Below are 26,274 nucleotides of genomic sequence, written 5' to 3'. Positions count from 1 at the left end.
TGACAATTAAAATGCTAAATTATGCTAATATTTGTCTATATGTTTATCATAATGACAGTATTAATTATTATTTTGATATTTTTATGCATAATTTTGACCAAACAGATCATCAGCTAATTGAATTATTACGAGAAAATGCTCGTTATTCTATTGCTTATTTAGCGAAAAAATTAAAGGTTTCTCGAGGGACAGTTACCAATCGTATTGCTAAACTTGAAGATAATGGCGTCATCAAGGGGTATACGGTGGAGTTACTAGAAGAACATGATACAGAAAGAGTTCATGCTTGGACAAGCATTGCTATTGAGGGTAATATGACTTTATCAGTAGTTAAAGCGTTAAGGGGCGATCCCTGTGTAGCGGCAATGTATGATACAAATGGACGTTGGGATATTCTGGTTGAGTTAAGGGCTCCGTCTTTAGAAGCACTAGGTAAAGCGCTCGAAAGGATTCGATTAATCAAGAATATTAGTAACTCTGAAACAAGTATCCATTTAAAAACGTATTTATAAATGGATAAATGAAAAGGGATAATGTAAAACATTATCCCTTGAGATCATTTAGTATTGATAGCTATCTAATTTAATGGTGATATATACTTTCACTTAATAAGAATAATGCGAAAATAATTCACGGTTATTTTTTCTAAATACAGCAATCAAAGAGAGTAAAGCACAAAGAACAAACATAGCTAATGCCCATAGTGCATAATCAATACCTAATAAGCTCACCTTTGCGTCCATACAAGTAGCAAAAATACCGAATAACCAAGGGAACATAGCATCTAAACCTGTCCATTTTGACATAAATCTGTCCGCAAATGTCATATCACAAGAAACTAAATTAGACGCTACACTATATTGATACCAAGCACTAAGAATCCCTGTAATAGATAGTGAAAAACTTAGAAACGCACAGAGACGAATTAAAAAGAGAGGCTTAAATAGATTGGCTAATAAGCAAATGACGGCGATAGTCAACAAAATAAGTCGTTGCAAGACACACCATGCACACGGTAGCATGCCTAAATAGTGCTGTGAGAATAATGCAAAGCCAACAGCAGCAATACATAGAAAAGCAATAAAATTTAGTATTTTTTGAGAATTCATATTATTTAATTTTTGCAACGTCAGTGTAGAGAGATATTACTAAATCATGGATACCTGCCCATAGAATTTGTACGCCGATGCATAACAAGATAAAGGCTGATAAACGCATGAAAATAGTTGTTCCATTACGTCCTAATCGATGTAGGAATTGTGCCGCAAAGCGTAGGCAAAGATACACAGTTAGTGCTACGCCTAATACACCCAATATAGTACCACTTAAAATAGCAAAGGTATCTGTATTAATTGAGTTAATTTGCAAACTTGCACCCACGGTAATGGCTGCTGCAATAGTTCCTGGACCACAGGTAATCGGAAAGGTTAGTGGATAAAAGGCATTGTTTTTTGCTTTGTCTACTGTATATTCCTCACTGTTCATAGGGTGTAGACTTGTATCAGGATCTTCAGCATTTAATAGTTTCCATGCGGCAGCAATAACTAATAAGCCACCACCAACACGCACAACAGAGAGGGAGATACCAAGCATAGTCAGTACAAAATTACCTAAAAAAATTCGCCGCAACAACCATGATGAAGACGTTAACAGCAATTCTCTTGGATAACATTTTACGAGTAGCTGCATTGGCTCCACTGGTCATTGTCCAGAAAATGGGGGCAACGCCAGGGGGATTTAGAATGGGTAATACTGTTGCAAAGACAAATAATAAATTACTAATAAAAATAGATGACATAGGCTTATTTTAATAGAATCAGTTGGTTCAACATCTCTAAAATATCACGTTCAAAAGCCAATTGATTTTTAGGATTCTCTAATTGAGAATTAGAAATCATGAAAACGTCTTCGGCTCTTTCCCCCAAGGTCATAATTTTTGCCATTACCAAATTAATATGGTGTTGATTAAACAAATGTGCCAGATGGTAAAGAATACCTGGACAATCTGTCGTCGTAATCGTTAGCAACCAAGATTGACCGTACTCATCCTTTATTAGCTCTATCTTTGGGACAATGGGAAAGGTGCGAGAGCGCCTAACCTCAGCTCCAACAGAGTAGCTTTTGCGTTGAGTTGTATTTAATGCTTGTATATTAGCATTATCAATGGCTTCAGCTAAGCTATTTTCAATAATCGATACAAAATCTCTAGGATTATGAAAGGTTTCTGAAGAAACTGAAAAACTATCTAGCGCATACCCATCAGTATTTGTATGAATTCTAGCATCGAGAATGTTAATACGATGACGATAAAAATAGGCAGCTATGATTTCAAATAAATTCAATTTATCTTTGGTGAACACTACAATTTGCATATGGTCACTTTTTTCTACCGGGCGTGCTCGTACGATAGTGCGTTGGGTATCCATATGAGCATTTAATACACGAGTGTGCCAAGCGATATCGCTAGCTTCATGACGTAAGAAGTAAGCGACATCCATTTTTGACCAGAATCTATCACGCTCATTATCAGACAAACCACTTAATTTGATAATTGCATTGGCTTGTTCTTTTCGTTGTGACAAAATCGTGTTTCTATCAAAGTGATCACTCTCAAACAATAATGCTGTACTGTTGTAGAGATTTTGAAAAAGTTGTCCTTTCCATGCGTTCCATACTTTTGGACTAGTACCACGGACATCAGCTACTGTCAGTAAATAGAGTGCGGTAAGACGACGACGTGTTTTAACTTTTTCACTAAATTCTTTAATGACCTCGGGGTCGGATAAATCTTTTTTCTGAGCAACAGATGAAAGTAGTAAATGGTTAGCTACTAAAAATTCTAATAAATCAGTGTCTTCTGATGATAGTTGATGTAATTCTGCGAATTGTCGTACTTCAATGGCTCCTAATTCAGAGTGATCGCCACCTCTACCTTTAGCAATATCATGAAATAGGGCAGCGATATATAGCAACCATACATCCTCAAAATCAGCAATCAGTTGTGCTGCTAATGGGTTATCTTGAGCATATTCAGGCATAGTAAAGCGACGCATATAACGAATTACTTGCAAGGTATGCTGATCGACCGTATAAACATGAAATAAATCATGCTGCATTTGCCCAACAATTTTTTGCCAAGAGGGAATATAACGAGGCAGGATTTTTAGTTTAGATAGTCGTCTAAACGTATGCACAATTCCTGTGGGGTGTTTTAAAATTTCAAGAAAAATTTGTTGATTAACGCGATTTTGACGAAAAGCAGAATCAATACGTTTGCGTTCACTCCAAATCAGGCGTTGTGTACGAACACTGAAGTCATCTAAATCAGAGTGTTGCTGTAATACCAAAAAAGCCTTTAATAGCAGACTAGGGTTTTTCTCAAAAGCATCATCATGACGAATATCTAATAATTGCCCAATTTTTTGAAAATCATCATCAATAGGAGTAATACGTTTGTCAGAGTCAGGGAATAAATAATTTTTGAAGTTGAGTATCATGAAGTGCGTAATCAGATTTACGATACGGGCCGCACCATAATAATCTTGCATGAAATTTTCTGACGGACGTTTCCCTCCCTGTGCTGTGTATCCATACACTTCAGCTAATAATGGCTGAACATGAAAGAGAATGCGATCATCTCTTTTTTGATGAATAAGATGTAGTTCTATTCTGAAACGTAGAAAATTATTCTCCGTTTTTTTGATGACTTCTGCTTCTTTTTCTGTCATCAGATTAGCTTTTACTAAGCCATTCCAACCATCTTGAATGTTGTTTGAAAGAGCAAGCCACTGAATGAGTTGAATATCACGTAGTGTGCCTGGTGATTCTTTACAGTTTGGTTCTAGTGAATAAGGGGTATTATTGTAACGAGCATAACGCTGATTCATTTCTAACTGTTTTGCTAGAAAAAAATCTTGTGGATTATGATGCTGGAAAAACTCTTTGTGTAATTGCTTAACTAATTGTTGATTACCCAAGATATAACGGCACTCAAGAAGACTAGTCTCAATAGTAATGTCGTTTTTAGCTTCACGTAAGCAGTCTTTGATTGTTCTAACACTTGCACCAATATCTAAACCCAAATCCCAAAAAGATTGCACCAACATTTCAATTTTGGCTTTATCTTCTTTTTGAGGCTCATTCGCTAATAAAATAAGGATATCAATATCGGAATAGGGGAACAGTTGCTCTCTACCATAGCCACCCACAGCACACAAAGCGGCACCGTCAGGTAGAGGACAGAGCTCAATTACTTTGCTTAAACAACAATCTATACGCTGGCTATGCAGTAATAAGAACTCATTAGGATTTAATTGATGCTGCTGATACTTTTCTCTTAACTCCGCTTGTTCATGAGCCGTTGTCTGTTTAATCGCTTGCAAATCTTGAGCAACTGTCATATTGATATACACTATTTGTTAATAATAAATGCGGGTGGGGCAGGCATATTATCAGAAACAGTTAATACTTCATATCCATCAGCTGTCACAATAATAGTATGTTCCCATTGGGCAGATAAGCTACGATCTTTTGTTACTACAGTCCATTTGTCAGGTAGTATTTTTGTGGCATAGTGGCCAGCATTAATCATAGGCTCTATCGTAAAGGTCATGCCTTCCACTAGCTTTAATCCAGTATGAGGTTTGCCATAGTGTAATACCATAGGATCATCATGAAACACTTGACCAATACCATGACCACAATAATCACGCACAACAGAAAAACCCTGTGCTTGAGCATGGGTTTGGATGGCATGACCAATATCCCCTAAGGTTGCCCCAGGTTTCACTTGTTCAATCCCTAGCCACATACATTCATAAGCAGTATCGCTTAATTTTTTAGCTTGAATAGAAGGCTCACCTATGTGATACATACGACTTGTGTCACCAAACCAACCATCTTTGATGATGGTGATATCTATATTCATAATATCACCGTCTTTTAAAACTTTATCTCCTGGAATGCCATGGCAAATGACGTTATTTATAGAGGTACAAATACTAGCAGGGAAAGGGGGGTGTCCTGGGGGGCCATAGCCAATCGTTGCTGATTTAACATGAAGCACGTTGTCAATATAATCGATGACTAAACGATCTAATTCACCAGTAGTAACGCCCGCTTTTACAAAAGGGGTAATGTAGTCCAGTGCTTTGGCGGCATCTCTGCAAGCCGCCCTCATTTTCTGAATATCTTCAGGATTTTTTAGAATAGGCATAAAACTTGAACATTAGTTTAAAAACAGTATATAATTATAGGCTTATCTAGGAAAATTCTAAACCTATATTGATAAATTACGCAAAATTAAAGATGCTTAAAACATTTTTAATATGTAATTAATAAAGAAAAAAGCCTTAGGGAGTAAGTGTACTTCTTTTACAAAGTGCTTGCGTTCTTTTGTTATATGGTTGTGAAGATTTATAGGTAGTTTATTGTTTATTTAATAGCGTGCACAGTCGCATAGGGTGTTGGTACATATTATAAAAATACCGATACTGACTGTTGTACAAGACATAACCCTGTGGAGAAAAATATGTCATTAATGCGTCAAATGTTAGAAGCTGGTGTTCATTTTGGTCACCAAACACGTTACTGGAATCCAAAAATGGGTCAATACATTTTTGGTCAACGTAATAAAATTCATATCATTAACTTAGAAAAAACAGTTGCTAAATACTTAGAAGCAGTAAATTTTGTTCGTCAAACAGCTGCTCGTGGTGGTGATATTCTGTTTGTTGGTACAAAACGTTCTGCTCGTGAAATTATCGCTGAACAAGCTACTCGTGCTAATGTACCATACGTAAATAATCGTTGGTTAGGTGGTATGATGACTAACTTTAAAACAGTTAAGTCTTCTATCAAACGCTTAAAAGATATGGAAGCAGCTGAGCAAGATGGTAGTGTTGAGCGTTTACCTAAAAAAGAAGCATTGTTGTTCACTCGTGATTTGGAAAAATTAAACAAATCAATCGGTGGTATCAAAGATATGCACAAACTTCCTGCTGCATTATTTGTAGTAGACGTTGGCTACCACAAAATTGCTATCCAAGAAGCTCGTACATTAGGTATTCCAGTGATTGCTGTTGTAGATACTAACCACTCACCAGACGGTGTTGATTTTGTTATTCCTGGTAATGATGACTCTGCAAAAGCGATTGAGTTATATGCTGCAGGTATTGCGGATGCGATTTTAGAAGGTCGTCAACAACGTGAAGATGGCTTAGTAGAAGAGATTCGTGAAGAATCAGCAGAAGAAGCTGCGGCAGAATAAGTGAGTACTGTCGTTTTAGTGTAAACGAGAGTTTTTATAATAAAGTCGCTGAGAGTATATACTTGAGTGCGACTTTATTTTTATAGATTGATTACGGCTCAATTATTGAGTCATTTATTTAAATTTGGAGAAAACATGGCTGAAATTAGCGCTGCAATGGTTCGCGAATTACGTGAAAAAACTGATGCTCCTATGATGGAGTGTAAAAAAGCATTAGTAGAAGCAGAGGGTGATTTAGCGCGTGCAGAAGAAATTCTTCGTGTTAAGTTAGGTAACAAAGCCAGCAAAGTAGCTAGCCGCGTTACAGCAGAAGGTCTTGTTGGTTTATTTGTTTCTGATAATGCAAAATCTGGTGCTGTTGTTGAAGTAAACTGCGAAACTGACTTTGTTGCAAAACAAGATGATTTCATTAATTTTGTTAATTCATTAGCTAAGAAAATTGCTGAAGCTAAACCTGCTGATGTAGCTGCGTTAGCTGATTTAGCTTTCGGTGAAGGTACAGTAGAAACAACACGTGCTGCTCTAGTGGGTAAAATTGGTGAAAATATTTCAATTCGCCGTTTCCAACGTATTGATACACCAAACAGTATTGCTAGTTATAGCCATGGTGGTCGTATTGGCGTTCTTGTTGAGTACTCTGGTGATGCAGAGGTTGGTAAAGATGTGGCAATGCATGTAGCTGCAACTAAGCCAAAAGCATTAGATCAAACAGGCGTTTCTGCTGAGGATATCGAAAAAGAACGTTCAGTAGCTTCTCAAAAAGCCGCTGAATCTGGTAAGCCAGCTGAAATTGTTGAAAAAATGGTTGAAGGATCTGTGGCTAAATTCTTAAAAGAAGTTACTCTATTAAATCAACCTTTCGTTAAAAATGATAAATTAAGCGTAGAGCAAATGCTTAAAGAGAAAAAAGCAGCTGTTCAAAGTTTTGCTTTATTTATCGTTGGTGAAGGTATTGAGAAAGCGACAACAGACTTTGCTGCTGAAGTTGCCTCAATGACTCAAGCTAAATAATTCTTTGGTGCATGAAATTTTTAGCCTATGCTAAAAAAAGTTCGTCAAAGTTAAAATAAAGATTTAGCTATATTTTAACCCTCTATTTTATAAATAGAGGGTTGATTTTTTGTATATTTTTTAAAAAATATCTTCCAGTCTTCTGCAGAAGTAGGTGGCTTTGTGTGCTATAAACAGTTTAGCAATAATGAGTTTATGAGAAATCAAGAGTGGAGAGAATAATTACACGCTGAAATACAAAAATCAGCTGTTTTCATTCACTAATGCACTCTTTTGGGCTGAATTGATGTCATAAAATTGTTAAAATAGCGATTATTTTCTTTCAAGGGATTCAAACCATGGCTATTTCTTATAAACGTGTATTACTTAAGCTTTCTGGTGAAGCATTGATGGGTGAGGACGCATTCGGTATTAATCGTGCAACTATTATAAGAATGACTGAAGAAATTGCAGAGGTAGCGAAACAGGGTGTTGAGTTAGCTATTGTTATCGGTGGTGGCAATATTTTCCGTGGTATTGCCCCCGGTGCTCAGGGAATGGATCGTGCAACAGCAGATTATATGGGTATGCTAGCGACTGTGATGAATGCCTTAGCTTTACAAGATGCGTTAAAAAATCATGGTGTCGTAGCGCGCGTTCAGTCTGCTTTGAATATTGATCAAGTAGTAGAACCATATATTCGCCCGAAAGCATTACGTTATCTAGAAGAGAAAAAAGTAGTCATTTTTGCGGCAGGGACAGGTAATCCTTTCTTTACAACTGATACTGCTGCTGCTTTGCGTGGTGCTGAGATGGGTGTTGAAATCGTTCTAAAAGCAACTAAAGTTGATGGTATCTACACAGCAGATCCTAAAAAAGATCCAAATGCAACACGTTATTCTCGTATCACATTTGACGAAGCGATTAGTAAACGTCTTGAAGTGATGGATGCTACAGCCTTTGCTTTGTGTCGTGATCAAAAATTACCAATCAATGTATTTTCTATCAACAAACCTGGTGCACTAAAACGTGCAGTAGCAGGTGAAGATGAAGGTACGTTAGTTCATATTTAATTTAAACATAAATCAATTTAAACTTGAAAGGTTAATAATGAGTATTTCTGAAATTACAAAATCAACAGAAACTCGTATGGGTAAATCGATTGAAAATCTTAAGGGTAATCTCTCAAAAATCCGTACAGGACGTGCACATGCTGGTATTTTAGACCATGTAACAGTGGACTATTATGGTTCTATGGTGCCAGTCGGACAGGTTGCTAATGTTACAGTGATTGATGCTAGGACATTAAATGTTCAACCATGGGAAAAAAACATGGCTGGTCCAATTGAAAAAGCGATTCGTGAGTCTGACTTAGGCTTAAACCCCGTTGGTATGAGTGAGTCTATTCGTGTCCCAATGCCACCGTTAACGGAAGAGCGACGTCGTGATTTGACCAAAGTTGTGCGTTCAGAGGGTGAAGACGCAAAAGTGGCTGTTCGTAATTTGCGTCGTGATGGTAATGATGCCCTAAAACGTTTACTAAAAGACAAAGAAATTTCTGAAGATGATGAGCGTCGTACACAGGATGTTATTCAAAAAATGACGGATAAATATGTCGCAGAAATTGATAAGTTAGTGGCAGAAAAAGAAGCTGAAATCATGAAGGTATAAGCCTTAATGATAGTTAGCTCTACTCAAAACGTTCCGGAGGTTTCTGCAAAACCACGACATGTTGCCATCATTATGGATGGCAACGGTCGTTGGGCGACCTCACGCAAACTTCCTCGTACGGCAGGTCATATACGAGGTGTACAAGCTGTCCGTAGAGCAGTGGAATTATGTGCGAGAGAAAATATTCCATATTTAACTTTGTTTGCATTTAGTTCAGAAAATTGGCGTCGCCCAGAAGAGGAGGTTAGCCTTCTCATGAAGCTATTTGTAAAGGCTTTGCAAAAAGAAGTAGTGAAGCTCAATAAGCATAATATCCGTTTAAAAGTGGTTGGAGATCTTGAACCATTCGGGGATAATTTAGGCAAGCTTATTCAAGAAGCTGAGCATTTGACACATCAAAATACAGGGCTTACCTTGACTATTTGTGCCAACTATGGTGGTAGATGGGATATTTTGCAAGCGATGCAACAAGTGATCAAAACGAGACTTGCTAAGCAAGTTGCACTCGATGATGTTATTTCTGAAAATGAAATAACCCCTTTCTTATCAATGTCTTATGCTCCTGAGCCTGATTTATTTATTCGAACAGGGGAGAGATTCGAATCTCAAACTTTTTGATTTGGCAATTAGCTTATACCGAACTGTATTTTACGGATACCTACTGGCCAGATTTTTCAACGGCTGATTTTGAAGCGGCTATCACTTGGTATGCTCAACGCGAACGACGTTTTGGACGTACCTCGGCTCAACTAGACTCATAATTATGTTAATTCCTAGAATTATTACCGCAATTGTACTGATTGCACTTTTAGCAACAGTCATGTCGCTAAGCAACCCATTGTATTTTGCTTTATTTATCTCTATTGCTTCTGCGATAACATTGTATGAGTGGTTACGGATTTCTTTAAACAATCAATCTAAAAAAACAATAGCAGGTGCTATATCGTTGGTAGTGTTTGTCTTGTTTATTCTCATGTATTTTGTATTATTGCAAAATGGTAATGAAAATCTTTTGAGTACTCTCACTGATATCAAATCTTTTCAAGCAAATCCATGGCCTACAGTCACTTTTTCTGTGTTGATGATGTTGTCCTTTTTTTGTGAGCTTTGTATGGCTATTCATCATTCCTATGGTGTTATATCAAGCCAAAACACAGGTGGTGAATAATAGTATATTTCATAGTGTTTTTGCTGTATTTGCTGTAATTACCACGTGGGCGAGTATCTTGCTAAGTTATTTGTTTTTTGGGGCGTGGTTTTTATTCAGTTTTCTAATTATTATTTGGTGCGCCGATATTTTTGCCTATTTTGGGGGAAGATCTTTTTGGTGGCTCTAAATTAGCCCCAGCTATTAGCCCAGGAAAAACACGTTCTGGAGCCATTTGTGGTGTGTCAAGTGCGGCTATTTGGATGATCGTCAGTGCCTATATTGATAATACTTTTTCTTCGCTTATTACTCAACATATAGGGCTGATTGGTGCTGTAGGTGTGGGTCTTGCTATGGCTGTGTTATCTATTTTTGGTGATTTATATGAGTCTTTATTAAAAAGACGTGCTAGTGTTAAAGATTCAAGTCATTTATTGCCTGGTCATGGTGGTTTTTGGGATAGATTGGATTCTGTTTTGGCGGTAAGTCCAATAGCAATGGCGTTTATTTTTATTTTTTATGTAATCTAAATTATGCAATCTATTGTTGTTTTTGGTGCTACAGGGTCTATAGGTGATAGTACCTTGGATATTATTGCCAGTCATCCAGAAAAATATAAGATTTATGCGTTAAGTGCATTTTCGCAATTAGAAAAACTTAGTTTATTAACGCAAAAATTTTGCCCTAAAGTGCTTATATTGCCTGATGAAAATGCATTAAAAACATTTAAACAAATTCATGCTGGTAAGTCTTGTCAGCCAGAGATTAGATTGGGACAAGAGGGGTTGTGTACAACAGCACAGGACAATGAAGTTGATACGGTTGTATGTGCTATTGTAGGAGCGGCTGGTTTAAAAAGTGCTTATGCGGCAGCGTGTGCTGGTAAACGTATTTTATTAGCTAATAAAGAGGTTTTAGTCAGTGCTGGGGCATTATTTATGGATGCAGTTGTACAGCATAACGCCACCTTATTGCCATTAGATAGTGAACACAATGCTATTTTTCAATGTTTACCAGCAGAAAACCCTAAAAAATACTTACAAAAAGTGATTGTTACGGCATCTGGTGGTCCTTTTAGAGAGAAAACGCTTGCAGAGTTAGAAAGTGTTACCCCTGAACAGGCGTGTAAGCATCCTAATTGGTCAATGGGAAGAAAAATATCTGTGGATTCTGCTACGATGGTGAACAAAGGTCTGGAAGTTATTGAAGCGAAATGGCTTTTTGATTTATCGGTGGAGCAAATTGAGGTAGTCATTCATCCACAAAGTATTGTGCATTCAATGGTGCAGTTTATTGATGGCTCTTTATTAGCGCAATTGGGGCACCATGATATGCGTATTCCAATTTCATACGCATTGGCCTATCCAGAGAGAATTTCACATAATGCAGCTAGTTTTGATTTGCTAGGGTTATCTAGACTGGATTTTATGCCACCTGATTTTAAGCGTTATCCTTGTTTACGATTGGCTTTTGACGCCTTGAAAGAGGGTGGAGGGGCATGTACTGTTCTTAATGCAGCAAATGAAATAGCCGTGGAGAATTTTTTGCAAAAATCGATTAGATTTACGGATATTGCAAAAACAATTGAAACCATGCTTGAGCAAATTACCATCCCTTCTTTAAATCATATTGATGAGGTGATTGCTTTTGATAAGGTAGTGCGAGAAAAAACTCGACATCATTTACAATCTAGCATGAGGGGATAGTATTGTTTAGTTTATTAATGTTTATCATTACGATTAGTGTGGTAGTGGTATTTCATGAATTCGGACATTATTTTGCGGCCCGTTTCTATCATGTTTATGTAGAAAGATTTTCGTTGGGTTTTGGCAAAGTTTTATTTAAGAAAAAAGATAAAAAGGGAACGGAATGGGTGATTTCTATGTTGCCTTTAGGTGGTTATGTAAAACCATTAGCTGAGCCTCGTATCCCTAATAATCCTATTGGTGAGTCTATTGCTGAAAAATCTGCGTTTCAAAAAATAGTCATTTATGCAGCGGGGCCTTTTTTTAGTTTTTTACTAGGCATCATTCTTTATACAGGTGTTTTTATGGTTGGTGAAAACCAACCTGAAGCTATTTTAGCGAATCCTCAACAATCCACAATTGCCTATCAAGGTGGAATTAGAGAGGGAGATAAAATTGTGGCTGTTAATGGTCAAGCTATTAAGAGTTGGGTTGAGGCTGTGGACGAGTTGATTGGTCCTTTTACGCTAGGCCAAGCAGTAGAATTAACTATCAACACTAAACAAGATACGATCAAAACAATTACGTTACATCCCACTGCTTTTAAAGGAAATCTGGAAGAAGTCAATTGGCTGAAAGAGCAGGGGTTAATGTTGTTATCTCCTCCACCTACCATTCAACGGATTATTCCTGACGGTCCTGCAGAAAAAGCGGGTTTAAAGCAAGGTGATAAAATTATTGGTATTGATGGACAATATCAGTTAGGAATTAATGAGGTTATTGGAAAAATTCAGCAATCTCCTAATCAAACTTTAAATTTACTCGTTAATAGAAATGGCACGGAAATTTCTATGGCGATCACTCCAGTGGCTGTTGAGAGTGATAATCCACAAGTCAATGATGGTGGGGTTAAAGGTAGAATTAATGCTGAATTTAGAGCAGATTTTCCATTAGTTAAAGTAGCTTATTCGCCAATAGAAGCGTTTACTAAGGCAATGAATAAAACATGGGATACGGCTTGGTTCTCATTAAAGATGATGTTCAAAATGTTGACAGGGCAAGCGTCTCTTAAAAATATTAGCGGTCCCTTAACCATTGCGGATTATTCAGGTAAAGTAGCTGAAAATGGTTTATTGAATTTTATACAGTTTATTGCACTGATTAGCATTAGTATTGGGGTGTTAAACTTACTACCAATACCTGCGTTAGATGGAGGACAGATGCTAATCAATTTTGTAGAATTAGTGCGTGGAAAGCCATTATCAGACGCCGTTTTAGAGGGTTTAATGAGAATTGGATATGGCTTTTTACTCATGCTAATGATTTTTGCTTTTACAAATGATATTTTAAGGATTTTTACTTAGAGGCTTTTGCATAGAGGTTTATTAGGTATTAGTACTGAATTTACTGACAAACATCGCTGTTATGACTTAAAATATCTTGCTTAAACTATGGATACTCATCTTCAAGGAAAGTACGAATGACTATTCGCCACTTAAAACAATTAAATAAAACAGTATTAGCCTCATTGATATCGGCTATAGCACTTCCGATGACGGCGTCAGCCTTTTCACCTTTTGTGGTTCAAGATATTCGTGTGACTGGTCTGAAAAGTACTGAACCGGGTATGGTGTTTAGTTATATTCCTGCCAAAGTAGGGCAAACGTTTACCCAAGAAATGGCAACAGATTCTTTACGTCGATTATATGCCACTGGTTTATTTAATGATGTAAAAATATCAACTCAAGGTAGGGTGATTAATATTGCCGTTGATGAGCGTCCTACTATTTCATCGGTTATTTTTGAAGGTATGAATGCTTTTAAAAGTGATGATATCGTTAAGTCTTTAAGCGCTGTTGGATTTGGTGAAGGGCGTGCCTTTGATCCAGCACTATTAGACAAAGCCAAAACAGAATTACGCAATCAATACGTTTTAAAAGGTAATTATAGTGTTGATATTCAACCAACAATTACGCCATTACCAAATAATCGTGTTGGAGTGAGTTTCCTTGTTAATGAAGGTAAAGTTGCCAAAATTCGAGAGATTAACTTTGTTGGGAATAAGGCGATTTCATCTTCTGATCTAGAAGACGAAATGAATTTAACAACTCCTGGATTTATGACGTGGTTTACAGGAACAGATAAATTTTCACGCGAAACATTAAATGCTGATGTGGAAAGAATTCGTGATTATTACATGGATTATGGCTACCTTGATGTTAAGGTAGATACCCCTCAGGTGAGTATTTCTCCAAATCTCGAAGATATTGGTATCAATATGACGGTGAGTGAAGGAAAGCCATATACGATTCGTAAGGTTAATGTAGCAGGCGATTTGTTAGGGATGAATGAAGAGCTGAAAGGTTTGATTGAAAATAAACCAGGGGAGCTATTTAATATTACCAAGGCACGTCAAACAGCCAATGCGATAAGTATGCGTTTGGCCGAGCTTGGTTATGCGTTAGCACAAGTGAATCCTGTTCCTCAACCAGTCGCAGGTACTCAAGAAGTGGATTTGGTTTTCTTTGTTGAGCCGGGTAAACGCATATATGTTCGTCGTATTGATATAGGTGGTAACGTTCGCACGAGAGATCAGGTGATTCGTCGTGAGATGCGCCAAGCTGAGGCGGCTTGGTATGACGGTACGCGTGTTGCTACATCTCGAGATAGGATAGATCGTCTAGGTTATTTTAATGATGTCAATATTTCTCAAGTCCCTGTTGAGGGGTCTGATGATCAGGTAGATATTCAAGTGGATGTCAAAGAAAAACCAACAGGCATGATTAACTTAGGTGTTGGATATGGTTCATCGGACAAATTATCTTTCCAAGCAGGGATTAGTCAAGATAATATTTTCGGATCAGGTACAGATTTAGGATTAACGTTCAATACGTCTAAATATAATCGTAATATTGTATTAACACATACAGATCCATATTGGACAACCAGTGGAATTAGCCGTACCACAACAGCCTATTATCGTTTAGATAAACCCTATAATTCATCTCTGGACCAAGATGAGGATACTTATAAAATTCGTTCTATTGGTTTTGGAATGAATTTTGGTGTCCCAATTTCTGAAAATGATCGTATTTTTATGGGAGCCACATTTGAACAAAACAAAATTACGCTTCCGCCAGCTGGATATGTATTCCCTCAAGCCTATCGTGACTTTGTGGATCAATATGGTGCAAAAACTAACTCTGTGATTTTTAACGTTGGTTGGACGAAAGACACGAGAGATAGTGCGATTGCTCCGACAAAAGGTTATCTAACGTCTTTAAATGCTGTTGGTAGTGTAGGTGATTTGAAGTACTATATCTTAAGTGCGCAACAGCAGTATTATCTACCATTAAGCAAAGACTATACGCTAGCCTTTAATGTGGCAGCCGATTGGGGAAGAACATATGGTACAAAGAATAATTTCCCTGTGATTAAAAATTTATATGCAGGTGGTATTGGTTCTGTTCGTGGTTATGAGGGATCATCATTGGGTCCAAGAGATACCCTTTCTGGTGACTATTTAGGGGGTAATACACGTATCTTAGCGAATGCACAGTTATTTTTACCATTCCCGGGTACACAAAATGATCGCTCTTTGAGATGGTTCTTGTTTGCAGATGCGGGTAAAGTAGGGGTGACTGGAGGACAAAAGTGTACTGCGGGCTCTTCTACCTATGGCTCAGTGGTTACAGACCCTTGCGGATGGCGTTATTCTGCAGGTATTGGTCTATCATGGAACTCACCATTAGGTCCATTACAATTGTCATATGCTCGTCCATTAAATGCTAAACAAGGTGATGATAAACAACAATTCCAATTCCAAATTGGTACATCATTCTAATTAACGATTTTTTTATTGAGATAAATTATTTTAAAGGTTTTGAAAATGAGTCAATTTACAAAAGCTCTTTTAGTAACAGCTTTAGGCTTATCAAGTGTTACTAGTGTGTTTGCACAAATCAAACCAGCTGAAGAGAAAAAAGCTGCTCCTGCAGCAACGGAAGCTACAACAGCTATCAAAATTGGTTTTGTTAATACTAGAAAAATTATTACGTGAGTCTAGCCCAGCAAAAGCAGCTGAAGCGAAAATTGAAGAAGAGTTCAAAAAACGTGATGCTGATTTACAAAAATTGGCAGGTGATTTACGTGCAAAATATGAGAAATTTGACAAAAATGCACCAGTAATGTCAGATAGTGATCGTGCAAAAGCACAGCGAGAACTTACTGATTTAGATACGGACTTACAACGTAAACGTCGGGAGTTTCAGGAAGACTTTAACCGTCGACGTAACGATGCGTTTGCAACTATCGTTGAAAAAGCTAACTTAGCTATTAAAGATATTGCTGAAAAAGAAGATTATGATTTAATTTTACAAGATGCGGTAACTGTTAGCCCACGAGTTGATATTACTGACCGTGTTATTAAAGCATTAGATGCGAAAAAATAATCTATGACAATAATCCTTGCAACAAATCAAGCTGTATGCTTAGATAATTTACTTTCCCAAGTAGATACTTCTGGCATTGATTATACTATTAAAACTAATGCTAAAGGTATGCCTACTATAAGGGGCATTGGTTCATTAGTAGATGCAACAGAGCAGGAAATTGGTTTTTTGGCCAATGCAAAATTTTTTGATTTGTTGCAAGTGACTAAAGCTGGTGCAGTCATTCTTCCTAAAAAAGCGATTGATGCTTTGCCTGCTGATGTGCCATTTACTATTGTTGAATGTGAACAGCCTTATTTACTTTATGCTCGCATTACTCAATGGTTTGAGAAAGCAAAATTTTCTCACCATACAGCACAAATACATGAAAAAGCATCAATTGATAGTACGGCTAAAATAGGTAAAAACGTTACAATCAGAGCGTTAGCTGTTATTGAAGCCAATGCTGTGATTGAGGATGATGTCGTCATTGAGGCTGGTGCTGTAGTCGGTGAAGGATGTAAGGTCGGTCAAGGAACTAAGCTTTATCCTAACGTGACTTTATACCATGGCGTAGAAATTGGTCGTCATTGTATTATTCATAGTGGCGCTGTAATCGGTGCAGATGGCTTTGGTTTTGCTCCTGACTCAACCAAGGAGCAAGGAGCATGGTCTAAGATTTCTCAGTTGGGCACTGTTATCATTGAAGACGATGTAGAGATCGGTGCTAATACAACGATTGATCGTGGGGCATTAGCCAATACAGTTATTCATAGAGGGGTTAAACTAGATAACCAAATTATGATTGGTCATAACTGTGAGGTTGGTGAACATACAGCCATGGCGGCTTGTGTGGGGATTGCTGGTTCTACAAAAATAGGTAAACGTTGTACTTTAGCTGGTGCAGCGATGATGGCTGGCCATATAGAATTAGGTGATGATGTCCATATTTCTGGTGCTACGGGAGTCATGTCAAGTATTACAAAACCGGGAAGATATACAGGTGCGTGGCCAATTCAAGAACATAGAGATTGGCAAAGAAATGCTGCTGCGCTAACGGGATTGTATGAATTACGCCGTCGTTTACAAAAAGTAGAACAATTCATCGATAATATGGATAGTAAAGAATAAATTTGTATCGAATAGTGGAAGAATTATGGAAATAGACATTCGTGGTATTATGGAACACATCCCTCATCGTTATCCAATGCTATTGGTGGATAGGGTTATTGAGATGGTACCGGGGGAAAGTATTGTTGCGATTAAAAATGTGACAATTAATGAGCCTTTTTTTGTAGGACATTTCCCCCATTTACCAGTTATGCCTGGTGTATTAATTATTGAAGCTCTAGCACAAGCTGCCGCCATTTTTTCGTTTTCAAAACCTGACGGTGAAACGACACTCGATAGCAAAACAACAGCTTATTATTTAGTTGGTGTGGATGAAGCCAGATTCCGTAAACCGGTTGTACCTGGTGATCAATTAAGATTAGAAGTGAAAGCCATTCGAATCAGTAAAGTAATGTGTAAATATGATGCGAAAGCTCTCGTAGATGGGCAGGTGGTTGCAGAAGCCAAAATTATGTGTGCTATCCGTGATATAGGTGAATAATATGGCCAAGATACATCCAACAGCAATTGTACATGAAGGTGCTGATCTTCATGAAAGCGTAGAAGTCAAAGCATATGCGGTGATTCATGAGAACGTAAAGATTGGTGAGGGAACAATCGTTGGTGAGCACTGTGTAATTGATGGGCATACAACGATTGGAAAAAACAACGTTTTCTATCGATTCTGCTCTATTGGTGGTATTCCTCAAGATAAAAAATATAATAATGAAATCACTTACTTAGAAATAGGTGACAATAATACCATCCGTGAATATGTGACTATTAATACTGGTACGTCTCAAGATGTTGGTGTGACAAGATTAGGTAATGATAACTGGATTATGGCTTATGTCCATATCGCACATGATTGCCAAATCGGTAGCCATACCATTATTGCTAATACGGTTCAATTAGCAGGACATATCCATGTGGGTGATTGGGCGATTATTGGTGGTATGTCTGCAGCACATCAATTTATCCATATTGGCGCTCATTCAATGACAGGAGGCATGTCTTCCATTCGTCAGGATATTCCTCCCTATGTGTTAGGAGCAGGGCAACCTTATAAACCTGCAGGGATTAATTCCGAAGGGTTAAAGCGTCGTGGTTTTACGGCTGAACAGATTCAAGTTCTTAGAGAAGCTTACAAGGTAATTTATTTGCGTCAATTACCACTGCCTGATGCCATCACAGAATTAAAACGATTACAAGGGCAACACCCAGACTGCGCAGATCACTTGCAAGTATTTTTAGACTTTTTCTCGACATCAGGTCGTGGTATTGGTCGTAATAATCATTAATTGTCTATGAGTAAGAAAATAGCGATAGTGGCCGGTGAACCCTCAGGGGATTTACTGGCCTCACGTATTATTAAGGGTATGCAAGATCACCAAGCTAACTTGTCTTTTAATGGTATTGGTGGTCCAAATATGGCAGCAACGGGGATGCATATTGACTATCCTATGGATTTGCTGACAGTATTTGGTTATGTAGATGCGTTGAAGTCTTTACCTAAGCTGATTGCTACCTATAAAGGGCTGGAAAAACGTCTTTTAATGAACAAACCCGATGTTTATGTTGGTGTAGATGCGCCTGACTTTAATTTGCGTTTAGAGCATAAACTTAAAGCTAATGGTATTCCAACGGTTCATTTTGTAGGCCCCTCAATCTGGGCTTGGCGATATGAGCGGATTCACCAAATACGCGAAGCTGTATCGCATATGTTGGTGCTTTTTCCTTTTGAAACAGCTATTTATAAAAAAGAAGGAATACCTGTTACTTTTGTGGGTCATCCTTTAGCATCACAAATTCCTCTTGATACAGATATTCAACAAGCAAAACAGGCTTTAGGATTGCCTATAGATGCTAAAGTGTTGGCGATACTTCCTGGCAGCCGTAGTTCAGAAATAAAACTCCTCGCAGAGCCTTTTTTAAAAACAGCTCAATTGCTTGCACAGCGGGATCCAAATTTACATTTTATTGTGCCTTTGGTGAATGAAAAACGCAAGACTCAGTTCAATACCATTGCTAAAGATATACCCGTACCCAATCTACATATTTACGATAAAAAAGTCTCTGATTGGCCTATTTCATGGAATGTTATGCAAGCTTGTGATGCAGCATTGGTGGCTAGTGGTACAGCGACATTAGAAACAGCTTTATTCAAAAAACCTATGGTTATCTCCTATAAACTCTCGCCCTTAGTGAGAAAAATAATGGAGTGGAAATCAGGTCAAGAAAAGCCTTATGTCCCCTGGGTGGGTTTACCAAATGTATTATTAAATGAGTTTGCTGTGCCGGAGCTATTACAAGAAGAGGCCAATCCAAACCAATTAAGCCAAGCGTGTATTAAGGCACTTGAAGATGTGGAATATATTTCAGATTTAAAACAAAAATTTCACCAACTTCATTTAACCTTAAAACAAGACACAGCACAAAAAGCAGCAGAGGTGATTTTATCTTTGGCGAATCGTTAGGATGGCATAGCGAGTGGAAAATTTATCACTATTTGACGTAGAAAACTATCAGCTGATTGCTGGTGTTGACGAAGCAGGAAGAGGGCCTCTAGCTGGTGATGTCTTTGCGGCAGCTGTTATTTTAGATGGCAATTATTCCATAGAAGGTTTAACAGATTCAAAAAAATTATCCGAAGCTAAACGTGATAAATTAGCGATAGAAATTAAACAAAAAGCATTAGCTTGGTGTATTGCCAGTGCGAGTGTGACAGAAATTGATACGCTTAATATATTACAAGCAACGATGTTAGCGATGATAAGAGCCGTTAAAGGATTGTCTATCAAACCAGAACTGGTACTTATTGATGGAAATAGGGTGCCAAAGGAATTAAGAATACCTGCTAGAGCTATTGTAAAGGGAGATTTAAAAGAGCAATGCATTTCTGCCGCGTCTATTCTCGCTAAAACAGCACGTGATGCCTCTTTGGTTGAGTTGCATCAACAATTTCCACAATATGCATTCAATCAACATAAAGGCTATGGCACAGCACAGCATCTTTCTTTATTAAAGCAATATGGTCCCTGTATAGCTCACCGTAGGAGCTTTTCTCCAGTCAAAGAAATGCTTGTATTTAAACACCTTGCTGATTAATGGCTTCTATTTCTTCAAGAGTATTAAGCCATTCTTCTTCAAGCTCTGTTGCTTGACGGCTAAGATTACCGTGTTCTTCGAGTAATTTTATCCGCTTCATCTCGTCTAGCATCGGAGTAAAAGCTTTCATCCGCAATAAAAGCATCAATTTCGCTAATACGTTGCTGAATACGCTGTACTTTATTTTCTAAGTCAATCGCCTTTTTTTCTAATGGTTTACGTAAAGCAGATTTACGTTGACGCTCTTCAGCCTCTAAACGTTTTTGTTCCTTTCTGTCTATGACAATATCAGAGGAATTGACTTGACGGTCTTCTTTGCGTTGTTGCTGTTGGCGATTATTTAGCCATGCTTGATAATCTTCTAAATCCCCGTCAAATTCAATAACAGAGCCATCGGCAACAATCCAAAAACTATCCACAGTTGTTCGCAATAGATGACGATCATGCGAAACTAACAGTACACTTCCTTCAAATTCAGCTAATGCCGTTGCTAATGCTTCACGAGTATCGGTATCAAGGTGATTACTAGGCTCATCCAGTAATAATAAATTTGGCTTTTGCCATACAATCAATGATAAAGCGAGACGGGCTTTTTCACCACCTGAAAAAGGCAGAATAACTGAATTAACAGTGTCACCACTAAAACCAAACGTACCTAAATAATTTCTTAGCTCTTGCTCACGGATAGCAGGATCAGCAATACGCTGTAAATGCATCAAAGGAGTAGCTTGCATATCCAACATATCCAGTTGATGTTGTGCAAAATAGCCTATAGATAAGCCTTTAGATGCCGTGAATGTTCCTGATAAAGGAGGTATTTCATGGGCAATTGTTTTGATAAGTGTGGATTTACCAGCACCGTTAACACCCAGTACGCCAATACGAGCACCACCACGAAGCATTAAGCTGATATGGCTAAGAATAGGTTTATCACCTTGATCAGTGTGGTATCCCACACAGAGTTTATCCATCACCAATAAAGGATCAGGCATATGATCAGGCGATGGAATTTTTATGTCAATGGAAGATTCTACTTTAATAGGGGATAGTGCTTGCATTCGTGCTAGTGCTTTAACACGACTTTGAGCCTGTTTTGCCTTGGTAGCTTTGGCTTTAAAACGATCAATAAAGCTTTGCAAACGTTGCGTCTCTCTTGCCTGTCTATCAATAGCGACTTGTTGTTGACGTAGGCGTTCGGCTTTTTGTGTTAGAAAACTGTCGTAGTCACCTTTGTAGCGTACCAATTGCTGACCGTCAAAATTTAAAATAGTTTTTGCAACCGCATTAAGAAACTCTGTATCATGAGAGATTAAGAGAACAGTACCCGGATAGCTGTGTAGCCATTTTTCTAGCCACAGCATAGCATCTAAGTCTAAATGGTTAGTTGGCTCATCCAGTAATAATAAATCTGAAGGCATCATTAAAGCACGAGCTAATGCCAGTCTTACCTGCCATCCACCAGAAAAATTCTCAATAGCTTCTTCCCATTGCTCAGGGGTAAAGCCTAGACCTGCTAATAACTGTTCAGCTCGTGATTTTGCTGTCCAATGCCCGGCTTCAGTCAGCTCATGTTCTAGTTCGGCAATTCGTTGTCCATCATTGTCAGCTGTATGTAGACGTTGCTCTTGAAGTGCTCTAAGGTGTGTATCACCGTCTATCACAAAGTCTCTAGCAGACTGTTTGCCGATGAGTGTATTTTGTTTTACATGAGCAATTCGCCAAGAAGCAGGGATTTCTAAATCGCCTGCATCCTGATCAATTTCACCGAGTATTAGTGCAAATAAACTGGATTTTCCAGCTCCGTTTTTACCAACAATACCAACACGCTCTCCGGGATGAACAACAAAATCAGTATTATCTAATAGGACTTTTGTTCCTCGGCGAAGGCTAAGATGTGAAGCACGAATCATTTAACGTAAACTAAAATAGCTAAAATAAATCAATTAATCCAACATGAGCAAATCTTCTTTGGTGAGTAAAAGAATGCTTTCTGTAGTCGTTTCTGTTTCTAGTAGTGTTGGGTTGATAGAAGGAAAAACAGTCAAGAAGTTTTCATATTCATGACCAATTTCCAAGACAATAAAGCCTCATCACGAAGATAACGGGGGGCATCATGTAGGATTTTACGGATTAGATCCATGCCATCCTCACCACCTGTAAGTGCCATCTTAGGCTCATTTTGATACTCTTCAGGAAGAGCTTGCATAGAGGTTTCATTGACATAAGGTGGGTTGCAAATAATGATGTCATATTGTTTTTCAGGTAAGTCAGTGAATAAATCACTTTGGTATAGACTTACTTGATGAGCAAACTGATAAAGCTCAACATTCTGCTTAGCGACTTTAAGGGCTTTTTCAGAGACATCGACAGCATCAACATGCGCATGAGGGAAGTTAATTGCCGCTAAAATAGCCAAATTAGCAGACCCAGTACACATATCGAGAATGTTTAATCTTGCGTCTGGATTAATGACCCATGGGCTTAATTGTTGTCCAAGTAATTCTGAGATAGGGGAGCGAGGAACGATAACATGCTTATCGACAATAAAGCGATAACCTTGTAGCCAAGCCTCACCTGTTAAGTAAGCTAGGGGAACTCTTTTTTTAACGCGTTCATGGATGAGATCTAAGCAACGTTTTCTCTCTTTTTTCAAGATATGTGCATCAATATAAACATCTAACTCATCTAAGGGCAAATTTAGAGCAAAAAGCGTTAAATAAACAGCCTCATCCCATGCATTATCAGAACCATGCCCAAAGAACAGTTTATGTTCATTAAATTGGGAAACTGCATAGCGAATTACATCACGAATTGTCGTTAATTCTTCAAAGTTTTCAGTAGAACTCATGGTTCAATCCTTTTTCATAAAAAAGACTAGCAGATTAGAGTAGAAGATTGCTCAAGGTTTTTTTATAAATTTCTTTTAATGGCTCTAAGTCATCAACAGCAATATGCTCATTTAGCTGGTGAATAGAGGCATTAATCGGTCCAAACTCAATCACTTGTGGGCAAATTTTAGCAATAAAACGCCCATCTGATGTGCCACCCACCGTATTTAACTCCGCGGTAATACCTGTTGTATCTAGGATTGCTTGTTGAATCGCTTTAGTTAAGTTACCTGTTTCAGTTAAGAATGGCTCCCCACCCAAAACCCAATCTAAGTCATAGTCTAGATGATACTTATCTAAAATAGAGTGTACCGTTTTTTTCAAACTTTCAGGTGTGCTAGCGGTAGAAAAACGGAAATTAAAAATAACTGTTGCAGTGCCAGGAACAACATTTGTTGCACCAGTACCAGAGTGATAATTGGAGATTTGGAAGGTGGTCGGTGGAAAATAATCATTCCCGTTATCCCACACCTGAGCGCTTAAATCAGCGATGGCCTGTGCACTTAAGTGAATTGGATTACGGACTTTTTCTGGATAAGCGACATGACCTTGTTTACCTTTAATGGTTAAGGTACCTGTTAGCGAACCTCTACGACCGTTTTTAATCGTATCACCAAATGCTTTACTTGACGTTGGCTCTCCAACAATACAATAGTCAATATGTTCTTGTCGTTGCTTTAATACTTCACATACCTTAACGGTGCCATTGATAGAAGGACCTTCTTCATCAGACGTGATGAGTAGAGCAAGCGAGCCTTTGTGATCAGGGTGTTTTTCCACAAATTCACGACAAGCTAAGGTAAAGGCAGCCACTGAGCTTTTCATATCAGCTGCCCCACGGCCATAAAGCAAGCCATCTTTTACAGTTGCCTCAAACGGTGGTGATGACCAACAATCAACTGGACCAGTAGGCACAACATCAGTATGACCAGCAAAAACCACAACAGGATGTTGTGTTCCTTTACGAATCCACAAGTTTTGTACGTCTTCAAACGGTAGATATTCAGCCTGAAAACCTACCTCTTCAAGAATTTCGGTAATTCGCTCTTGGCAGCCCTTATCTTCTGGCGTAATGGAATCACGATTAATTAAATCAATTGCTAATTCTAAAACAGTTGGTTTAGTCATCGTCATTGTATTAGGCTCTTAATAAATCATTAATACTTGTTTTTGAACGAGTCTGTGCATCAACACGTTTTACAATAACAGCGCAAGCAAGGCTATGAGTACCATCAGCACTAGGTAAAGAGCCGGGGACTACGACCGAGCCAGACGGTACACGACCATAGGTAATTTCACCTGTCTCACGATTATAGATTTTAGTGCTTTGAGAGAGAAATACGCCCATAGCAAGAACAGAGTTCTCTTCTACAATCACACCCTCTACAATTTCTGAGCGAGCACCGATAAAGCAGTTATCTTCAATAATCGTAGGGTTAGCTTGTAATGGCTCTAATACGCCACCAATACCGACACCCCCTGATAGGTGAACGTTTTTACCAATTTGAGCGCATGAGCCAACCGTTGCCCATGTATCAACCATTGTGCCTTCATCAACATAAGCACCAATATTGACGTAAGAGGGCATAAGTACTACATTTTTACCGATAAAAGCACCACGGCGAGCAACAGCAGGAGGAACAACACGGAAGCCTGCTTTTTTGAAGTCTTCACTAGTATAGTCTTGGCATTTTAGCGGTACTTTATCGTAGAACTGAAGAGGAGCACCATTAATGATGGCATTGTCATTTAATCTAAACGATAATAAAACAGCTTTTTTTAGCCATTGATTTACTTGCCATTGACCATTAATTTTTTCGGCTACGCGGAAAGTACCTGCATCTAGACCAGCAATGGCGGTATTTACGGCATCTTTAAGCTCTGCAGAGGCTGTGTCAATAGAGATGTTTGCACGGTCTTCCCATGCTTGTTCTAATAGAGATTGAAGTTGTTGGGTCATAATAAATTGCTCTCTTGGACAGTTTTAGCTAGGACAAACTAGCCTTAAATGGACGAAATAGCTTTTTTATCGCAAATGTGTGACGATAAAGGTAGGGATGATTTTAGCATGAGAGACCGTATGAACGGCTGATTCATGCAAGCGTTAAGATTAATTGCTTATTTAATGCAGCCAGTGATTTAGCAATGGTATCAATTTTGGTGGGATGGTTTAGATTAGTGATACGCTGCATTTCTTGGGGTCTAACATCAATACGACGAGCCAACTCAGCATTGGAGACGTGTTGTTTGACCATTTCATTGAGTAATAAAACTTTTGCATAAAGACTAGAGGGTAACTCAATAAGCACATCACCTTCCTGTGCTTTGCTAGGACTAGGTACTTCTCGTTGATCTTCAAAGTAGAAATCTAGAGCAGTGATGAGCGCATCTTTTGCCATATGTAGTGCATCATTCCAATTGTCTCCGCAAGTAATCGCTTCAGGAATATCACGAAAAGTCACACTATAACCTGTGTTTTCTTTGGTAAATATAGCAGGATAGAGCATATTTTTCCTTTTTTATCTAAGACCGAGTTGTTTTTTGATTGCTTCAATGGTGCCATTAGCTATTTCCTTAGCAGGGTGTCGTGGCATGACGGATTGCTTATTTTTGAAATAAAGTTTGTAACCATCCCCTAAATTAAGACAACAAGAAAGTAGAACTTTTTTGAACGTTACCGTAAACTTATTTCAAAGGAGTTTTACCATGAGTAAACGTACTAGCGAAAGCCAAATTATCAACATTCTTAAACAAGCCGAGGCAGGCACCCCTGTTCAAGAGTTATGCCGTCAACATGGCATTTCTTCTGCCACATTCTACAAATGGCGAGAACGTTATGGGGGGATGGAAGTCTCTGATGTAAGAACGCTTAAAAGAACTCGAAGCGGAGAATCGATCGGCTCAAGCAGATGATATGCCGAGCTCAAGTCTTAAATCCAGTAGAATGCAGGAAAGAAATCATAAAAAAGAACCTCAA

General features: G+C 38.3%; 24 protein-coding genes and 5 pseudogenes. 20 read left to right on the top strand and 9 right to left on the bottom strand.

The annotated features are described in order from the left end of the window. The first annotated feature begins 83 nt into the window (after positions 1–83). On the top strand, positions 84–512 hold the full coding sequence (locus tag V757_RS18700) for an Lrp/AsnC family transcriptional regulator (RefSeq protein WP_031274263.1): 429 nt from the start codon (positions 84–86) through the stop codon (positions 510–512). 93 nt (positions 513–605) lie between these two features. On the opposite strand, the gene V757_RS18695 is transcribed toward V757_RS18700, so the two are convergent. After that, positions 606–1,109, bottom strand: a complete 504-nt coding sequence (locus V757_RS18695) for a disulfide bond formation protein B (RefSeq protein WP_031274261.1) — start codon at positions 1,107–1,109, stop codon at positions 606–608. 1 nt (position 1,110) lies between these two features. Further along, positions 1,111–1,717 (bottom strand): annotated as a pseudogene (locus tag V757_RS18690) (MarC family protein). Between V757_RS18690 and V757_RS29585 the strand changes: the two are divergent. Then, entirely contained in the window at positions 1,635–1,811 is a 177-nt protein-coding gene (locus V757_RS29585) for a hypothetical protein (RefSeq protein WP_261796488.1), read from the top strand. The pseudogene V757_RS18690 and the gene V757_RS29585 sit on opposite strands and share 83 nt — an antisense overlap. Here V757_RS29585 and V757_RS18685 read toward each other — a convergent pair. Beyond that, positions 1,803–4,400, bottom strand: a complete 2,598-nt coding sequence (locus V757_RS18685) for a [protein-PII] uridylyltransferase (RefSeq protein ID WP_023950047.1) — start codon at positions 4,398–4,400, stop codon at positions 1,803–1,805. The genes V757_RS29585 and V757_RS18685 overlap by 9 nt on opposite strands. Positions 4,401–4,411: 11 nt before the next feature. Further along, positions 4,412–5,215: a type I methionyl aminopeptidase gene (gene map / locus V757_RS18680; RefSeq protein WP_023950046.1), complete on the bottom strand. Its 804-nt coding sequence runs from the start codon at positions 5,213–5,215 to the stop codon at positions 4,412–4,414. A gap of 315 nt (positions 5,216–5,530) precedes the next feature. On the opposite strand from map, the gene rpsB reads away from it, so the two are divergent. From rpsB to rnhB, 17 genes and pseudogenes are all read left to right on the top strand, one after another. After that, positions 5,531–6,268, top strand: coding sequence for a 30S ribosomal protein S2 (gene rpsB / locus V757_RS18675; RefSeq protein WP_023950045.1), 738 nt, complete (start codon positions 5,531–5,533; stop codon positions 6,266–6,268). Between the two features lie 135 nt (positions 6,269–6,403). After that, entirely contained in the window at positions 6,404–7,279 is an 876-nt protein-coding gene (gene tsf / locus V757_RS18670; RefSeq protein WP_023950044.1) for a translation elongation factor Ts, read from the top strand. Between the two features lie 338 nt (positions 7,280–7,617). After that, positions 7,618–8,331 (top strand): UMP kinase, encoded by a 714-nt coding sequence (pyrH, locus tag V757_RS18665; protein ID WP_023950043.1) that lies wholly within the window; start codon positions 7,618–7,620, stop codon positions 8,329–8,331. A gap of 37 nt (positions 8,332–8,368) precedes the next feature. Beyond that, on the top strand, positions 8,369–8,929 hold the full coding sequence (frr, locus tag V757_RS18660; RefSeq protein WP_023950042.1) for a ribosome recycling factor: 561 nt from the start codon (positions 8,369–8,371) through the stop codon (positions 8,927–8,929). A 6-nt stretch (positions 8,930–8,935) separates the two neighbouring features. After that, positions 8,936–9,690, top strand: a pseudogene (gene uppS, locus V757_RS18655) (polyprenyl diphosphate synthase). Positions 9,691–9,692: 2 nt separating this feature from the next. Continuing rightward, a complete protein-coding gene (locus V757_RS27455; protein WP_052019256.1) occupies positions 9,693–10,097 on the top strand; it encodes a cytidylyltransferase family protein in 405 nt (134 codons plus the stop codon). Further along, positions 10,060–10,266 (top strand): phosphatidate cytidylyltransferase, encoded by a 207-nt coding sequence (locus V757_RS29885; RefSeq protein WP_147628846.1) that lies wholly within the window; start codon positions 10,060–10,062, stop codon positions 10,264–10,266. The genes V757_RS27455 and V757_RS29885 overlap by 38 nt, the downstream gene beginning before the upstream one ends. Continuing rightward, positions 10,229–10,606 carry a phosphatidate cytidylyltransferase gene (locus V757_RS27450; protein WP_052019254.1) on the top strand — a complete coding sequence of 126 codons (378 nt, stop codon included), beginning with the start codon at positions 10,229–10,231 and terminating at the stop codon, positions 10,604–10,606. Before V757_RS29885 ends, V757_RS27450 begins: the two co-directional genes overlap by 38 nt. Before the next feature lie 3 nt (positions 10,607–10,609). After that, on the top strand, positions 10,610–11,782 hold the full coding sequence (gene ispC, locus V757_RS18645) for a 1-deoxy-D-xylulose-5-phosphate reductoisomerase (protein WP_023950041.1): 1,173 nt from the start codon (positions 10,610–10,612) through the stop codon (positions 11,780–11,782). A gap of 2 nt (positions 11,783–11,784) precedes the next feature. Beyond that, on the top strand, positions 11,785–13,125 hold the full coding sequence (gene rseP, locus V757_RS18640; protein ID WP_023950040.1) for an RIP metalloprotease RseP: 1,341 nt from the start codon (positions 11,785–11,787) through the stop codon (positions 13,123–13,125). A gap of 116 nt (positions 13,126–13,241) precedes the next feature. Next, positions 13,242–15,605, top strand: a complete 2,364-nt coding sequence (bamA, locus tag V757_RS18635; RefSeq protein ID WP_023950039.1) for an outer membrane protein assembly factor BamA — start codon at positions 13,242–13,244, stop codon at positions 15,603–15,605. A gap of 45 nt (positions 15,606–15,650) precedes the next feature. Continuing rightward, a pseudogene (locus tag V757_RS18630) lies at positions 15,651–16,212 on the top strand (OmpH/Skp family outer membrane protein). Positions 16,213–16,215: 3 nt separating this feature from the next. Continuing rightward, positions 16,216–17,322: a UDP-3-O-(3-hydroxymyristoyl)glucosamine N-acyltransferase gene (lpxD, locus tag V757_RS18625; protein ID WP_023950038.1), complete on the top strand. Its 1,107-nt coding sequence runs from the start codon at positions 16,216–16,218 to the stop codon at positions 17,320–17,322. 25 nt (positions 17,323–17,347) lie between these two features. Then, on the top strand, positions 17,348–17,803 hold the full coding sequence (gene fabZ / locus V757_RS18620) for a 3-hydroxyacyl-ACP dehydratase FabZ (protein WP_023950036.1): 456 nt from the start codon (positions 17,348–17,350) through the stop codon (positions 17,801–17,803). A gap of 1 nt (position 17,804) precedes the next feature. Beyond that, positions 17,805–18,602: an acyl-ACP--UDP-N-acetylglucosamine O-acyltransferase gene (gene lpxA / locus V757_RS18615; protein WP_023950034.1), complete on the top strand. Its 798-nt coding sequence runs from the start codon at positions 17,805–17,807 to the stop codon at positions 18,600–18,602. A 6-nt stretch (positions 18,603–18,608) separates the two neighbouring features. Beyond that, entirely contained in the window at positions 18,609–19,778 is a 1,170-nt protein-coding gene (gene lpxB, locus V757_RS18610) for a lipid-A-disaccharide synthase (RefSeq protein ID WP_023950032.1), read from the top strand. A gap of 13 nt (positions 19,779–19,791) precedes the next feature. Next, positions 19,792–20,409, top strand: a complete 618-nt coding sequence (rnhB, locus tag V757_RS18605; protein ID WP_023950030.1) for a ribonuclease HII — start codon at positions 19,792–19,794, stop codon at positions 20,407–20,409. On the opposite strand, the pseudogene V757_RS18600 reads toward rnhB, so the two are convergent. The 5 genes and pseudogenes from V757_RS18600 to V757_RS18580 all read right to left on the bottom strand — a co-directional run bounded on the left by V757_RS18600 (position 20,390) and on the right by V757_RS18580 (position 25,804). Then, positions 20,390–22,319, bottom strand: a pseudogene (locus V757_RS18600) (ABC-F family ATP-binding cassette domain-containing protein). The gene rnhB and the pseudogene V757_RS18600 overlap by 20 nt on opposite strands. Before the next feature lie 131 nt (positions 22,320–22,450). Further along, positions 22,451–23,257, bottom strand: a complete 807-nt coding sequence (prmB, locus tag V757_RS18595; RefSeq protein WP_315970367.1) for a 50S ribosomal protein L3 N(5)-glutamine methyltransferase — start codon at positions 23,255–23,257, stop codon at positions 22,451–22,453. A 34-nt stretch (positions 23,258–23,291) separates the two neighbouring features. Beyond that, the gene (gene dapE, locus V757_RS18590; RefSeq protein ID WP_031274254.1) at positions 23,292–24,425 is read right to left on the bottom strand and encodes a succinyl-diaminopimelate desuccinylase; all 1,134 of its coding nucleotides are present in this window, start codon (positions 24,423–24,425) and stop codon (positions 23,292–23,294) included. Between the two features lie 10 nt (positions 24,426–24,435). Then, positions 24,436–25,257: a 2,3,4,5-tetrahydropyridine-2,6-dicarboxylate N-succinyltransferase gene (gene dapD / locus V757_RS18585; protein WP_023950026.1), complete on the bottom strand. Its 822-nt coding sequence runs from the start codon at positions 25,255–25,257 to the stop codon at positions 24,436–24,438. A 133-nt stretch (positions 25,258–25,390) separates the two neighbouring features. Next, positions 25,391–25,804: a type II toxin-antitoxin system HicB family antitoxin gene (locus V757_RS18580; protein WP_023950025.1), complete on the bottom strand. Its 414-nt coding sequence runs from the start codon at positions 25,802–25,804 to the stop codon at positions 25,391–25,393. A gap of 199 nt (positions 25,805–26,003) precedes the next feature. On the opposite strand from V757_RS18580, the pseudogene V757_RS29145 reads away from it, so the two are divergent. Continuing rightward, positions 26,004–26,274 (top strand): annotated as a pseudogene (locus tag V757_RS29145) (transposase); the annotation flags it as partial.

The organism is Pelistega indica (genome assembly GCF_000506865.1).
Lineage (GTDB): Bacteria > Pseudomonadota > Gammaproteobacteria > Burkholderiales > Burkholderiaceae_B > Taylorella > Taylorella indica.
Note: the sequence above shows the minus strand (reverse complement) of the source record. Positions and strands in the feature narration are given on the sequence as shown.

Coding starts and splice junctions, on each gene's coding strand:
- V757_RS18700 (WP_031274263.1), top strand. CDS start 84: ATGCATAATTTTGACCAAACAGATCATCAGCTAATTGAATTATTACGA.
- V757_RS18695 (WP_031274261.1), bottom strand. CDS start 1,109: ATGAATTCTCAAAAAATACTAAATTTTATTGCTTTTCTATGTATTGCT.
- V757_RS29585 (WP_261796488.1), top strand. CDS start 1,635: ATGATGAAGACGTTAACAGCAATTCTCTTGGATAACATTTTACGAGTA.
- V757_RS18685 (WP_023950047.1), bottom strand. CDS start 4,400: ATGACAGTTGCTCAAGATTTGCAAGCGATTAAACAGACAACGGCTCAT.
- map (WP_023950046.1), bottom strand. CDS start 5,215: ATGCCTATTCTAAAAAATCCTGAAGATATTCAGAAAATGAGGGCGGCT.
- rpsB (WP_023950045.1), top strand. CDS start 5,531: ATGTCATTAATGCGTCAAATGTTAGAAGCTGGTGTTCATTTTGGTCAC.
- tsf (WP_023950044.1), top strand. CDS start 6,404: ATGGCTGAAATTAGCGCTGCAATGGTTCGCGAATTACGTGAAAAAACT.
- pyrH (WP_023950043.1), top strand. CDS start 7,618: ATGGCTATTTCTTATAAACGTGTATTACTTAAGCTTTCTGGTGAAGCA.
- frr (WP_023950042.1), top strand. CDS start 8,369: ATGAGTATTTCTGAAATTACAAAATCAACAGAAACTCGTATGGGTAAA.
- V757_RS27455 (WP_052019256.1), top strand. CDS start 9,693: ATGTTAATTCCTAGAATTATTACCGCAATTGTACTGATTGCACTTTTA.
- V757_RS29885 (WP_147628846.1), top strand. CDS start 10,060: ATGGTGTTATATCAAGCCAAAACACAGGTGGTGAATAATAGTATATTT.
- ispC (WP_023950041.1), top strand. CDS start 10,610: ATGCAATCTATTGTTGTTTTTGGTGCTACAGGGTCTATAGGTGATAGT.
- bamA (WP_023950039.1), top strand. CDS start 13,242: ATGACTATTCGCCACTTAAAACAATTAAATAAAACAGTATTAGCCTCA.
- lpxD (WP_023950038.1), top strand. CDS start 16,216: ATGACAATAATCCTTGCAACAAATCAAGCTGTATGCTTAGATAATTTA.
- fabZ (WP_023950036.1), top strand. CDS start 17,348: ATGGAAATAGACATTCGTGGTATTATGGAACACATCCCTCATCGTTAT.
- lpxA (WP_023950034.1), top strand. CDS start 17,805: ATGGCCAAGATACATCCAACAGCAATTGTACATGAAGGTGCTGATCTT.
- lpxB (WP_023950032.1), top strand. CDS start 18,609: ATGAGTAAGAAAATAGCGATAGTGGCCGGTGAACCCTCAGGGGATTTA.
- prmB (WP_315970367.1), bottom strand. CDS start 23,257: ATGAGTTCTACTGAAAACTTTGAAGAATTAACGACAATTCGTGATGTA.
- dapE (WP_031274254.1), bottom strand. CDS start 24,425: ATGACTAAACCAACTGTTTTAGAATTAGCAATTGATTTAATTAATCGT.
- dapD (WP_023950026.1), bottom strand. CDS start 25,257: ATGACCCAACAACTTCAATCTCTATTAGAACAAGCATGGGAAGACCGT.
- V757_RS18580 (WP_023950025.1), bottom strand. CDS start 25,804: ATGCTCTATCCTGCTATATTTACCAAAGAAAACACAGGTTATAGTGTG.